Origin of the sequence: Escherichia sp. MOD1-EC5990, from assembly GCF_002965285.1 — a bacterium.
GTDB classification, from domain to species: Bacteria; Pseudomonadota; Gammaproteobacteria; order Enterobacterales; family Enterobacteriaceae; genus Escherichia; species Escherichia coli_F.
Genome location: NZ_PTRV01000004.1, coordinates 81618 through 94726, shown reverse-complemented (window position 1 = coordinate 94726; position 13109 = coordinate 81618). Strand labels below are relative to the sequence as shown.

The window sequence follows — 13109 nt, the reverse complement described above, 5'->3', positions numbered from 1 at the left end:
GGTTAAATAAGGAAAGAAGATGATTGAACAATTTTTCAGGCCCGACTCTGTCGAACAGGCGCTGGAACTGAAGCGCCGCTACCAGGATGAAGCCGTCTGGTTCGCCGGAGGCAGTAAACTCAACGCCACACCAACCCGTACCGATAAAAAGATTGCCATATCCTTACAGGATCTGGAACTGGACTGGGTTGACTGGGATAACGGTGCATTGCGGATTGGCGCAATGTCTCGCTTGCAAACACTGCGTGATGCACGGTTTATTCCTGCAGCACTGCGTGAGGCCCTCGGCTTTGTCTACTCTCGCCATATTCGTAATCAGTCGACCATTGGTGGTGAAATCGCCGCCCGGCAGGAAGAGTCGGTGCTGCTTCCCGTCCTGCTGGCACTGGATGCCGAACTGGTTTTTGGCAACGGTGAAACTCTGTCAATTGAGGAGTACCTGGCCTGCCCATGCGATCGCCTGCTAACCGAAATCATCATTAAAGATCCGTATCGCACCTGTACGACTCGCAAAATTAGCCGTTCTCAGGCTGGGTTAACGGTAGTAACGGCAGCCGTTGCGTTAACCGATCACGACGGTATGCGAATTGCGTTGGATGGCGTGGCCAGTAAAGCACTGCGTCTGCACGATGTTGAAAAACAAAACCTGGAAGGCGATGCCCTTGAACAGGCTGTCGCCAACGCCATTTTCCCGCAGGAAGATTTGCGGGGCAGCGTGGCCTATAAACGCTATATCACGGGAGTTCTGGTAGCCGACCTTTATGCCGACTGCCAACAGGCTGGGGAGGAAGCCGTATGATCATCCACTTTACATTAAATGGCACGCCCCAGGAGCTAACCGTTAATCCTGGTGAAAACGTGCAAAAGCTGTTGTTTAACATGGGAATGCACTCTGTACGCAACAGCGATGATGGATTCGGTTTTGCCGGTTCTGACGCAATTATCTTTAACGGTAATATCGTCAACGCGTCCTTACTTATTGCCGCACAGATAGAGAAGGCTGATATTCGTACGGCAGAGTCTCTGGGAAAATGGAACGAGTTAAGTCTGGTTCAACAGGCAATGGTTGATGTTGGCGTGGTGCAGTCTGGTTATAACGATCCTGCTGCTGCTCTGATTATCACTGATCTGCTCGAGCGTATCGCCGCACCGACCCGCGAAGAGATCGACGACGCGCTTTCTGGTTTGTTCAGTCGCGATGCAGGCTGGCAACAATACTATCAGGTCATTGAACTGGCAATTGCACGTAAAAATAACCCGCAGGCCACCATTGATATCGCTCCGACTTTCCGTGACGACCTTGAAGTCATTGGTAAGCATTATCCTAAAACTGATGCCGCGAAAATGGTGCAGGCGAAACCCTGCTATGTTGAAGACCGCGTAACGGCTGACGCCTGCGTCATTAAAATGTTACGTAGCCCACACGCTCACGCACTGATTACTCATCTGGATGTCAGCAAAGCTGAAGCCTTACCGGGCGTCGTTCACGTTATTACTCACCTGAATTGCCCGGATATCTACTATACCCCGGGTGGTCAGAGCGCACCGGAACCGTCACCGCTTGACCGCCGTATGTTCGGCAAGAAAATGCGTCACGTCGGCGATCGCGTTGCTGCGGTCGTCGCAGAAAGTGAAGAAATTGCGCTCGAAGCACTGAAGCTCATCGACGTTGAATATGAAGTGCTTAAACCTGTAATGTCGATCGACGAGGCAATGGCGGAAGATGCGCCTGTCGTGCACGATGAACCGGTGGTGTATGTTGCTGGTGCGCCAGATACTCTGGAAGACGATAACAGCCATGCAGCCCAGCGCGGCGAGCATATGATCATCAACTTCCCGATCGGTTCTCGCCCCCGTAAAAATATCGCCGCCAGTATTCATGGTCATATTGGCGATATGGATAAAGGCTTTGCCGATGCCGATGTGATCATTGAGCGAACCTATAACTCAACGCAGGCGCAGCAATGCCCGACTGAAACACATATCTGCTTTACCCGTATGGACGGCGATCGTCTGGTTATCCACGCCTCCACCCAGGTACCATGGCACTTACGCCGCCAGGTCGCGCGCCTCGTGGGCATGAAACAACATAAAGTTCATGTCATTAAAGAACGCGTAGGCGGTGGTTTTGGTTCCAAACAGGACATCCTGCTGGAAGAAGTGTGCGCCTGGGCAACTTGCGTGACCGGGCGTCCGGTACTGTTCCGCTACACCCGTGAAGAAGAGTTTATTGCTAACACCTCTCGTCACGTCGCGAAAGTCACCGTCAAACTGGGGGCAAAGAAAGATGGTCGCCTGACGGCTGTGAAGATGGATTTCCGCGCCAACACAGGCCCTTACGGTAACCACTCACTCACCGTACCGTGTAACGGACCAGCGCTGTCGCTGCCGTTATATCCATGCGATAACGTCGATTTCCAGGTCACCACCTACTACAGCAACATTTGCCCAAATGGTGCTTATCAGGGTTATGGTGCACCGAAAGGTAACTTCGCTATCACTATGGCATTAGCGGAACTGGCTGAACAGTTACAGATCGATCAACTGGAAATTATCGAACGTAATCGGGTACACGAAGGGCAAGAGCTGAAAATTCTCGGTGCAATCGGTGAAGGTAAAGCGCCGACCTCCGTTCCTTCCGCCGCCAGCTGCGCGCTGGAAGAGATCCTGCGTCAGGGTCGCGAGATGATCCAATGGTCTTCACCGAAACCGCAAAATGGTGACTGGCACATCGGTCGTGGCGTCGCCATTATCATGCAGAAATCGGGGATCCCGGATATCGATCAGGCTAACTGCATGATTAAACTGGAATCGGACGGTACCTTTATCGTTCATTCTGGCGGTGCGGATATTGGTACTGGTCTGGATACCGTGGTGACGAAACTGGCAGCAGAAGTGCTGCACTGCCCACCGCAGGACGTGCATGTTATCTCCGGTGATACCGATCATGCGCTGTTTGATAAAGGCGCATATGCCTCGTCCGGTACATGTTTCTCCGGCAACGCGGCGCGTATGGCGGCAGAAAACCTCCGAGAGAAAATCCTGTTCCACGGTGCACAAATGCTGGGGGAACCCCTGGAGGATGTTCAACTGGCAACGCCGGGCGTCGTGCGCGGCAAGAAAGGCGAAGTTAGTTTCGGGGATATTGCCCATAAAGGCGAAACCGGCACCGGTTTTGGTTCACTGGTGGGAACTGCCAGTTATATCACGCCTGATTTCGCCTTCCCGTATGGCGCAAACTTTGCTGAAGTTGCCGTCAACACACGTACGGGTGAAATCCGCCTGGATAAATTCTATGCCTTGCTGGACTGTGGTACACCGGTCAATCCAGAGTTAGCGTTGGGACAAATCTACGGAGCCACCCTGCGTGCTATCGGGCACAGTATGAGCGAAGAAATCATTTATGACGCCGAAGGCCACCCGTTAACGCGTGATTTACGCAGTTACGGCGCACCGAAAATTGGTGACATTCCGCGTGATTTCCGCGCTGTGCTGGTGCCGAGCGACGATAAAGTCGGCCCATTCGGGGCGAAATCAATCTCAGAAATCGGTGTAAATGGCGCAGCTCCGGCGATTGCTACCGCAATTCACGATGCCTGCGGCATCTGGTTACGCGAATGGCATTTCACACCGGAGAAAATACTCACCGCGCTGGAAAAAATATAAATAATAAATGGCCGCTTCGGCGGCCTGTTTCTCTGTTTGAACGATGACTAAATAGTGACTGCGAAAATGAGATAAGCCGTTCTCAAGGCGTCCTGCGCCCCAAATTCGTGGGAATTTATTTTACTGATTCAGATGATCAAATTTACTTTAAAAGGAGTGAAGGGATGTCTGATATAAACCATGCAGGTTCTGACCTTATATTTGAACTGGAGGATCGCCCTCCCTTTCATCAGGCTTTCGTTGGTGCCATTACCCATCTGTTGGCAATTTTCGTTCCGATGGTAACCCCTGCGTTAATCGTGGGTGCGGCCTTACAGCTTTCCGCTGAAACAACCGCCTATCTTGTTTCTATGGCGATGATCGCCTCTGGTATTGGTACCTGGTTACAGGTAAACCGCTATGGCATCGTCGGTTCTGGCCTACTCTCAATTCAGTCAGTCAATTTTTCATTTGTTACAGTCATGATTGCGCTGGGCAGCAGCATGAAAAGCGATGGTTTTCACGAAGAGTTAATCATGTCGTCGCTTCTCGGCGTCTCCTTCGTTGGCGCATTTCTGGTTGTCGGCTCTTCTTTTATCCTGCCCTATTTACGTCGGGTTATTACACCTACCGTTAGCGGCATTGTGGTGCTGATGATCGGCTTAAGCCTGATTAAAGTCGGCATTATCGATTTTGGTGGAGGATTTGCTGCCAAAAGCAGCGGTACGTTCGGCAATTACGAACATCTCGGCGTTGGTTTATTGGTTTTGATTGTGGTGATCGGCTTTAACTGCTGCCGCAGTCCGTTACTACGCATGGGAGGGATTGCCATTGGGCTATGTGTCGGTTATATCGCGTCGTTATGCCTGGGCATGGTGGATTTCAGCAGTATGCGCAATTTGCCGTTAATCACCATCCCGCATCCGTTCAAATACGGGTTTAGTTTCAGCTTCCATCAGTTCCTGGTGGTCGGCACGATTTATTTGCTTAGCGTGCTGGAAGCTGTCGGCGATATCACCGCCACGGCAATGGTTTCCCGCCGCCCCATCCAGGGAGAAGAGTATCAGTCGCGTCTGAAAGGCGGCGTACTGGCAGATGGCCTGGTTTCGGTTATCGCTTCCGCTGTCGGTTCATTACCGTTAACCACGTTTGCGCAAAATAATGGGGTTATTCAGATGACCGGTGTCGCTTCACGTTATGTCGGGCGAACCATCGCGGTCATGTTGGTTATTCTCGGCTTGTTTCCAATGATTGGCGGCTTCTTCACGACCATTCCCTCGGCTGTTCTGGGAGGCGCAATGACGTTGATGTTTTCCATGATTGCCATCGCTGGGATTCGCATCATCATCACCAACGGATTAAAGCGCCGTGAAACACTTATTGTCGCCACTTCTTTAGGTTTAGGGCTTGGCGTCTCCTACGACCCGGAAATTTTTAAAATATTGCCAGCCTCTATTTATGTATTAGTTGAAAACCCTATTTGTGCTGGTGGATTAACTGCGATTTTATTAAATATTATCCTCCCTGGTGGCTATCGACAGGAAAACGTTCTGCCTGGTATTACCTCAGCGGAAGAGATGGATTAACAGTAAAGGAGTCAATGATGTCAGGAGAACACACGTTAAAAGCGGTACGAGGCAGTTTTATTGATGTCACCCGTACGGTCGATAACCCGGAAGAGATTGCCTCTGCGCTGCGGTTTATTGAGGATGGTTTATTACTCATTAAACAGGGAAAAGTGGAATGGTTTGGCGAATGGGAAGACGGAAAGCATCAAATTCCTGACACCATTCGCGTGCGCGACTATCGCGGCAAACTGGTAGTACCGGGCTTTGTCGATACACATATCCATTATCCGCAAAGTGAAATGGTTGGGGCCTATGGTGAACAATTGTTGGAGTGGTTGAATAAACACACCTTCCCTACTGAACGTCGTTATGAGGATTTAGAGTACGCCCGCGAAATGTCGGCGTTCTTCATCAAGCAGCTTTTACGTAACGGAACCACCACAGCGTTGGTGTTTGGTACCGTTCATCCGCAATCCGTTGATGCGCTGTTTGAAGCCGCCAGTCATATCAATATGCGTATGATTGCCGGTAAGGTGATGATGGACCGCAACGCACCGGATTATCTGCTCGACACTGCCGAAAGCAGCTATCACCAAAGCAAAGAACTGATCGAACGCTGGCACAAAAATGGTCGTCTGTTGTATGCGATTACGCCACGCTTCGCCCCAACCTCATCTCCTGAACAGATGGCGATGGCGCAACGCCTGAAAGAAGAGTATCCCGACACATGGGTACATACCCATCTTTGTGAAAATAAAGATGAAATTGCCTGGGTCAAATCGCTTTATCCTGACCATGATGGTTATCTGGATGTTTACCATCAGTACGGTCTGACAGGTAAAAATTGTGTCTTTGCTCACTGCGTCCATCTCGAAGAGAAAGAGTGGGATCGTCTCAGCGAAACCAAATCCAGCATTGCTTTCTGTCCTACCTCCAACCTTTACCTCGGCAGTGGCTTATTCAACTTGAAAAAAGCATGGCAGAAGAAAGTCAAAGTGGGCATGGGGACTGACATTGGCGCAGGAACAACTTTCAACATGCTGCAAACGCTGAACGAAGCCTACAAAGTGTTGCAATTACAAGGCTATCGCCTCTCGGCATATGAAGCGTTTTACCTTGCCACGCTCGGCGGGGCGAAATCTCTGGGCCTTGACGATTTGATTGGCAACTTTTTACCTGGCAAAGAGGCTGATTTCGTGGTGATGGAACCCACCGCCACCCCGCTACAGCAGCTGCGCTATGACAACTCTGTTTCTTTAGTCGACAAATTGTTCGTGATGATGACGTTGGGCGATGACCGTTCGATCTACCGCACCTACGTTGATGGTCGTCTGGTGTACGAACGCAACTAATAATAAAACTTTAACATCCTCGTGAGGACATCATTATGTCTGGAGACATCCTACAAACACCGGACGCACCAAAGCCACAAGGCGCGCTGGATAATTATTTTAAAATTACCGCTCGTGGCAGTACCGTTCGTCAGGAAGTACTGGCTGGCTTAACGACCTTTCTGGCCATGGTTTATTCCGTTATCGTCGTTCCGGGAATGCTGGGCAAAGCAGGTTTTCCTCCCGCAGCTGTGTTTGTTGCCACCTGTCTGGTCGCGGGCTTCGGCTCGTTGCTGATGGGCTTGTGGGCCAACTTGCCAATGGCGATTGGTTGCGCTATTTCCTTAACGGCATTTACCGCATTCAGTCTGGTACTCGGGCAACAAATTAGCGTTCCTGTCGCACTGGGTGCGGTCTTTCTGATGGGCGTCATCTTCACCGCCATTTCTGTAACCGGTGTGCGAACCTGGATATTACGTAATTTACCGATGGGTATCGCTCACGGCACAGGTATCGGTATCGGCCTGTTTCTGCTGCTGATTGCTGCTAACGGTGTGGGAATGGTTATCAAAAACCCGATTGAAGGCTTGCCGGTGGCGCTCGGTGCGTTTACCTCCTTCCCGGTGATGATGAGCTTACTGGGTCTGGCGGTCATCTTCGGTCTGGAAAAGTGCCGCGTACCTGGCGGGATCTTGTTGGTGATTATTGCAATTTCGATCATCGGCTTAATCTTTGATCCAGCGGTGAAGTACCACGGTCTGGTGGCGATGCCCAGTCTGACTGGCGAAGATGGTAAGTCTCTGATTTTCAGCCTCGATATTATGGGGGCACTCCAGCCAACTGTACTTCCGAGTGTACTGGCATTGGTGATGACCGCAGTGTTCGACGCCACCGGTACCATCCGTGCCGTCGCCGGTCAGGCGAATTTGTTAGATAAAGACAACCAGATCATCAACGGCGGTAAAGCCCTGACCAGTGACTCAGTAAGTTCAATATTCTCCGGCCTGGTGGGTGCTGCGCCCGCAGCGGTTTATATCGAATCAGCGGCAGGAACCGCCGCCGGGGGTAAAACAGGGTTGACCGCAACCGTAGTGGGGGCGTTATTCCTGTTGATTCTGTTTTTATCACCACTGTCATTTTTGATCCCTGGTTACGCCACTGCACCCGCTCTGATGTACGTAGGTTTGCTGATGTTAAGTAACGTCTCGAAGCTGGATTTCAACGATTTTATTGACGCAATGGCTGGCCTGGTGTGTGCCGTGTTTATCGTTCTGACTTGTAATATCGTTACCGGTATTATGCTGGGCTTTGTGACACTGGTCGTAGGCCGCGTCTTTGCACGCGAATGGCAAAAGCTGAATATTGGTACGGTAATCATTACTGCCGCACTGGTCGCATTTTACGCGGGTGGATGGGCTATCTAATAGATTCTCCGCGCCTTTCAGCGCGGAGAATTCTTTCAGAGAGGATTCTCACCGCAGGCAACAATACGCTGCTGGCGGACTCGCCTGAGTTCTCTTTCAGTAAGCAACTGCAGCGCCTGTGTCGGGCAAGATTCAACGCAGGCAGGCCCCTCTTCCCGCTGTTCACAGAGATCGCATTTCACAATTTGTTGCCGGGTATCCCCCGGCAACGACTGAATGGTGATCATCCCAAACGGACACGCACTGACGCAACTCTGACAGCCAATACAACGGGCAGAATTTGCCTGCACCACCTGCTCGCCCATCGTCAGCGCCTGCACGGGGCAAGCGCCGACACAAGGGGCATTTTCACACTGGTGGCACATCACCGGCGCACTGATGCTGTCCAGTCGCTGTACCTTCAGCCGAGGCAAAAAGACATCGGCATTCAACTCCTGTTCTGAAGGATGAGCGACCACACAGGCTACTTCACAAGTACGGCAGCCAATACAATCAGCCGGATTAACGATAATTAACGATTTCATCACGATGCCTTCGAATCAAACAGAGTTAACATATCGCGCGCCGCTTGCCTTCCTGCAGCCATTGCAGTGACGACCAGATCCGCGCCATGAACTGCATCCCCACCAGCAAAGACTTTTTTCAGATGCGTCTGGGTGGGTAAATACCCGACGTCCCCGGTTTGAATCAGGCCCCATTTATCGAGCTTAATTCCGCTGCCTTGCAACCACGGCATGGCATGCGCCTGGAAACCAAAGGCCATAATCAGAACATCGGCAGGCAGCTCAAACTCTGAACCCGCTACCGGACGAGGACGACGGCGTCCATCCGGCCCCGGCTCCCCCATAGCGGTACGAATAAGGCCCACCGCAGTTAAATGCCCATTTTCGTCACAAGCGATATATTGCGGCTGAACATTGAATTGAAACTCGACACCTTCCTCGCGCGCATTGACCACCTCTTTACGCGAGCCCGGCATACTGACTTCATCACGACGATACGCGCAGGTCACGCTGGCGGCATTGAGGCGGATGGAAGTCCGCAAACAATCCATGGTCGTATCGCCACCGCCCAATACCACGACTCGCTTACCTTCCACATCCGTCAGCGGATACTCTTCAGACTCCGGCAACCCCATGAGCTGGCGGGTATGGGCAGTCAGGAACGGTAGAGCCTGAATGACACCGGGCGCATCTTCATGCGGCAGATCTGCTCGCATCATCCCGTAAGTCCCCACGCCGATGAAAACGGCATCATATTCAGAAGTTAAATCGCTAAAGGTAATATCGCGGCCAATCTCACAGTTGAGATGAAAGTCGATTCCCATTGCGGTGAATATCTCACGCCGCTGGCTTAAGACTGTTTTATCGAGTTTGAAAGGAGGAATGCCAAAAGTCAGCATACCGCCAATTTCTGGATGGCGATCAAAGACATCAACCTGAACTCCCGCGCGCGCCAGGATATCAGCACACCCTAATCCTGCAGGCCCAGCGCCAATCACCGCCACTTTTTCGATACGGGGAACCACCATGCTGACATCGGGACGCCAGCCCATCGCCAACGCAGTATCGGTGATGTAGCGTTCCAGATTACCAATAGAGACTGCGCCAGAGTGATCTTTCAAAGTACATGCGCCTTCACAAAGACGGTCCTGTGGACATACCCTGCCGCAGATTTCTGGTAAGGAACTGGTCTGGTGGCAAAGTTCTGCCGCTTCAATAATCTTTCCTTCCTGCACCAGACGGATGTAATCCGGAATAGCGTTATGCAGCGGGCAATGCCAGTTGCAGTTAGCTTTTTCGGCGCAATAAACACAGCGGTCACTCTCATAAGTCGCTTGTTGTGGATCCAGCCCGCAATAAATTTCGCCAAAGTGGGTTTTCCGTTCACTCGCTGAAATTTTATCTGCGCCTTTACGCGAGTTAACGGGGAGCAACGCTGCACTGCGAGATGGCTGAGCGTCTGATGACGCTTTTCCTGCTGCCGTTTTGCGCTGGCGGGCCACCTTTATCTGCTGCAACCCTTTATCGTCCATCAGCCGTAACGCCTGTGTTGGGCATACGTCAATACAGGCTTGCGTGCCGGAACTGCGCTGGTTACAAAGGTCGCATTTCTGCGCAATCGTATCGACCATCTCAACGACGCCAAAGGGGCAAGCGATTGCGCATCTTTTACAACCAATACATTTTTGCTCGTCCAGTTGTACGCTATCGGGCTGGAAAGTCAGAGCATTAACCGGACAAGCCGTAACGCAAGGAGCATTGTTGCAGTGATGACAGGCCACCGGATTCGCAGCCTGGCCTTTCCCTACAACGTGGATACGCGGTCGAAAGTCACTGTGACTCAGCGGCCAGTTTTCTTGATTGTGTGCCACCGCACAGGCAATTTCACAAGCATGACAGCCTATACATTCCGCAGCTTCAGCAGCGATAAACTTATTCATTTGCATCCCTTTCATTTAATGAGTTATGTCTTCTCAAAGTTCGCGATGCAATAAACGGGCATATATTAGGTAGAATGACTTTTTAATTATAAGTTTGTGACTAAGTTCAAATTATTACCCCTCAATCTGTGCCGCTTTCATTATTTCAACATTGCCGACCAAAAGAGCGCTATCCAGATAAAAACGATTAAATGCGAGAGTGCGACATGCCAGAATGATTAATGAAATATCAATATGAGAAAATTACAGATAATTCCATTGTCAGGTTCTCTTCTCATTTTCGTGGTTTAACCACGATTATGTGATTGCCTCCGCAATTCCTGTCTCTAACTCCCCTTCCTCGCAAAAACTGGCACTCCACGAGCATATGTTTAGACAGTTTCAATAACGTAAACGGTTGCTTTTTACTCTGGCGGGCGAAAGGAGAAACACTGATGAGCGCCATAGATTCCCAACTTCCCTCATCTTCAGGGCAAGACCGCCCAACTGATGAGGTTGACCGCATATTATCACCAGGAAAGCTGATCATACTCGGTCTGCAACACGTCCTTGTAATGTACGCAGGTGCAGTCGCTGTTCCTCTTATGATTGGTGACCGACTGGGCCTCTCAAAAGAAGCTATTGCGATGCTCATTAGCTCGGATCTCTTTTGCTGCGGGATCGTCACATTATTACAATGTATCGGCATCGGCCGCTTTATGGGGATCCGTCTGCCGGTGATTATGTCGGTAACCTTTGCTGCTGTAACACCAATGATAGCCATTGGCATGAACCCGGATATCGGCCTGCTGGGGATATTTGGTGCCACTATCGCCGCGGGATTTATCACCACATTATTAGCACCACTTATCGGTCGCTTAATGCCTTTATTCCCGCCACTGGTTACCGGTGTGGTTATTACTTCTATCGGGCTTAGCATTATTCAGGTCGGTATTGACTGGGCCGCTGGAGGTAAAGGGAATCCGCAATATGGTAATCCCGTTTATTTAGGTATCTCCTTTGCCGTCTTAATTTTTATCTTGCTCATTACTCGCTATGCGAAAGGATTTATGTCCAACGTCGCCGTATTACTGGGGATTGTATTTGGCTTTTTACTTTCGTGGATGATGAATGAAGTCAATTTGTCCGGGCTACATGATGCTTCGTGGTTTGCGATTGTCACCCCAATGTCGTTTGGTATGCCGGTATTTGACCCCGTTTCTATTCTAACCATGACCGCTGTGTTAATCATCGTGTTTATCGAGTCGATGGGGATGTTCCTGGCACTGGGTGAAATAGTCGGTCGTAAACTCTCTTCGCACGATATTATTCGCGGGCTGCGTGTCGATGGTGTAGGGACAATGATAGGCGGAACGTTTAACAGCTTCCCCCACACGTCATTTTCTCAAAACGTTGGCCTGGTTAGCGTGACTCGCGTTCATAGTCGCTGGGTGTGTATTTCTTCGGGGATCATATTAATCATGTTTGGCATGGTGCCCAAAATGGCGGTGCTGGTAGCCTCGATTCCGCAATTTGTGCTTGGCGGCGCAGGGCTGGTGATGTTCGGCATGGTACTGGCGACGGGGATTCGAATTCTGTCGCGCTGTAACTACACCACTAACCGTTACAACCTCTATATTGTGGCGATCAGTCTCGGCGTTGGCATGACTCCGACGCTCTCTCACGATTTCTTTTCTAAGTTACCGGCCGTACTGCAACCGTTGCTGCATAGCGGCATTATGCTCGCAACCCTTAGCGCCGTTGTGCTGAACGTCTTCTTTAATGGCTATCAGCATCATGCTGATCTGGTGAAGGAATCCGTCTCTGATAAAGATTTAAAAGTCAGGACAGTACGTATGTGGCTTCTGATGCGCAAGCTGAAGAAAAATGAGCATGGAGAATAATATGAATCTTTTAATGCGCGCTATATTCAGTCTGTTGTTGCTCTTTATGATCTCTATTCCTGTCATTTCTGACTGTGTTGCAATGGCCATTGAAAGTCGCTTCAAATATATGATGCTGCTTTTTTAAATGGTTTTACCTGTCGACATCCGTTCAAAACGGGCGGTTGTCGATAAACGCTCACTTGGTTAATCATTTCACTCTTCAATTATCTATAATGATGAGTGATTAGAATTACATGTGAGAAATTATGCAAACGGAACACGTCATTTTATTGAATGCACAGGGAGTTCCCACGGGTACGCTGGAAAAGTATGCCGCACACACGGCAGACACTCTCTTACATCTCGCGTTCTCCTGCTGGCTGTTTAATGCCAAAGGGCAATTATTAGTTACCCGCCGCGCCCTTAGCAAAAAAGCATGGCCGGGCGTGTGGACTAACTCGGTTTGTGGGCACCCACAACTGGGCGAAAGCAACGAAGACGCGGTGATCCGCCGTTGCCGCTTTGAACTGGGTGTGGAAATAACAGCACCAGAAACGGTCTATCCTGACTTTCGCTACCGCGCCACCGATCCGAATGGCATTGTGGAAAATGAAGTGTGTCCGGTATTTGCCGCACGCACGACCAGTGCGTTACAGATCAACGATGATGAAGTGATGGATTATCAATGGTGTGATTTAGCAGATGTATTACACGGTATTGATGCCACACCGTGGGCGTTCAGTCCGTGGATGGTGATGCAGGCGACAAATCGCGAAGCCAGAAAACGATTATCTGCATTTACCCAGCTTAAATAAAAAACCCCGACATTTGCC

General features: G+C 50.4%; 11 protein-coding genes. 8 read left to right on the top strand and 3 right to left on the bottom strand.

Going from position 1 to position 13109, the window contains the following annotated elements; translation table 11 throughout:
• The first annotated feature begins 19 nt into the window (after window positions 1–19).
• From ygfM to ghxQ, 5 genes are all read left to right on the top strand, one after another.
• Complete coding sequence (gene ygfM / locus BEB42_RS06170) at window positions 20–799, top strand: molybdopterin-dependent oxidoreductase FAD-binding subunit (protein WP_000572478.1); 780 nt, start codon at window positions 20–22, stop codon at window positions 797–799.
• Window positions 796–3666: a molybdopterin-dependent oxidoreductase Mo/Fe-S-binding subunit gene (locus BEB42_RS06165; RefSeq protein ID WP_105267229.1), complete on the top strand. Its 2871-nt coding sequence runs from the start codon at window positions 796–798 to the stop codon at window positions 3664–3666. Before ygfM ends, BEB42_RS06165 begins: the two co-directional genes overlap by 4 nt.
• A gap of 164 nt (window positions 3667–3830) precedes the next feature.
• A complete protein-coding gene (gene xanQ / locus BEB42_RS06160) occupies window positions 3831–5231 on the top strand; it encodes a xanthine/proton symporter XanQ (RefSeq protein WP_001280172.1) in 1401 nt (466 codons plus the stop codon).
• A 17-nt stretch (window positions 5232–5248) separates the two neighbouring features.
• Window positions 5249–6565 (top strand): guanine deaminase, encoded by a 1317-nt coding sequence (gene guaD / locus BEB42_RS06155; protein ID WP_001352959.1) that lies wholly within the window; start codon window positions 5249–5251, stop codon window positions 6563–6565.
• 35 nt (window positions 6566–6600) lie between these two features.
• On the top strand, window positions 6601–7968 hold the full coding sequence (ghxQ, locus tag BEB42_RS06150) for a guanine/hypoxanthine transporter GhxQ (RefSeq protein ID WP_000012163.1): 1368 nt from the start codon (window positions 6601–6603) through the stop codon (window positions 7966–7968).
• Between the two features lie 35 nt (window positions 7969–8003).
• Here ghxQ and BEB42_RS06145 read toward each other — a convergent pair whose 3' ends face one another.
• A complete protein-coding gene (locus BEB42_RS06145) occupies window positions 8004–8492 on the bottom strand; it encodes a 4Fe-4S dicluster domain-containing protein (protein ID WP_105267228.1) in 489 nt (162 codons plus the stop codon).
• Window positions 8492–10411 (bottom strand): formate-dependent uric acid utilization protein YgfT, encoded by a 1920-nt coding sequence (ygfT, locus tag BEB42_RS06140; RefSeq protein ID WP_105267227.1) that lies wholly within the window; start codon window positions 10409–10411, stop codon window positions 8492–8494. The genes BEB42_RS06145 and ygfT overlap by 1 nt, the downstream gene beginning before the upstream one ends.
• 434 nt (window positions 10412–10845) lie before the next feature.
• Here ygfT and uacT point away from each other — a divergent pair, with 434 nt between their 5' ends.
• Window positions 10846–12294, top strand: coding sequence for a urate/proton symporter UacT (gene uacT / locus BEB42_RS06130; RefSeq protein ID WP_001354956.1), 1449 nt, complete (start codon window positions 10846–10848; stop codon window positions 12292–12294).
• 1 nt (window position 12295) lies between these two features.
• Window positions 12296–12421 (top strand): protein YqfG, encoded by a 126-nt coding sequence (yqfG, locus tag BEB42_RS06125; protein WP_105267226.1) that lies wholly within the window; start codon window positions 12296–12298, stop codon window positions 12419–12421.
• Here the strand turns inward: yqfG and BEB42_RS26660 are convergent.
• Window positions 12396–12488, bottom strand: coding sequence for a hypothetical protein (locus BEB42_RS26660; protein WP_236942402.1), 93 nt, complete (start codon window positions 12486–12488; stop codon window positions 12396–12398). The two genes, yqfG and BEB42_RS26660, sit on opposite strands and share 26 nt — an antisense overlap.
• A 54-nt stretch (window positions 12489–12542) precedes the next feature.
• On the opposite strand from BEB42_RS26660, the gene idi reads away from it, so the two are divergent.
• Complete coding sequence (gene idi, locus BEB42_RS06120; RefSeq protein ID WP_105267225.1) at window positions 12543–13091, top strand: isopentenyl-diphosphate Delta-isomerase; 549 nt, start codon at window positions 12543–12545, stop codon at window positions 13089–13091.
• Window positions 13092–13109 lie beyond the last annotated feature (18 nt).

Coding starts and splice junctions, on each gene's coding strand:
- uacT (WP_001354956.1), top strand. CDS start 10,846: ATGAGCGCCATAGATTCCCAACTTCCCTCATCTTCAGGGCAAGACCGC.
- ygfM (WP_000572478.1), top strand. CDS start 20: ATGATTGAACAATTTTTCAGGCCCGACTCTGTCGAACAGGCGCTGGAA.
- BEB42_RS06165 (WP_105267229.1), top strand. CDS start 796: ATGATCATCCACTTTACATTAAATGGCACGCCCCAGGAGCTAACCGTT.
- guaD (WP_001352959.1), top strand. CDS start 5,249: ATGTCAGGAGAACACACGTTAAAAGCGGTACGAGGCAGTTTTATTGAT.
- yqfG (WP_105267226.1), top strand. CDS start 12,296: ATGAATCTTTTAATGCGCGCTATATTCAGTCTGTTGTTGCTCTTTATG.
- BEB42_RS06145 (WP_105267228.1), bottom strand. CDS start 8,492: ATGAAATCGTTAATTATCGTTAATCCGGCTGATTGTATTGGCTGCCGT.
- ghxQ (WP_000012163.1), top strand. CDS start 6,601: ATGTCTGGAGACATCCTACAAACACCGGACGCACCAAAGCCACAAGGC.
- xanQ (WP_001280172.1), top strand. CDS start 3,831: ATGTCTGATATAAACCATGCAGGTTCTGACCTTATATTTGAACTGGAG.
- BEB42_RS26660 (WP_236942402.1), bottom strand. CDS start 12,488: ATGATTAACCAAGTGAGCGTTTATCGACAACCGCCCGTTTTGAACGGA.
- ygfT (WP_105267227.1), bottom strand. CDS start 10,411: ATGAATAAGTTTATCGCTGCTGAAGCTGCGGAATGTATAGGCTGTCAT.
- idi (WP_105267225.1), top strand. CDS start 12,543: ATGCAAACGGAACACGTCATTTTATTGAATGCACAGGGAGTTCCCACG.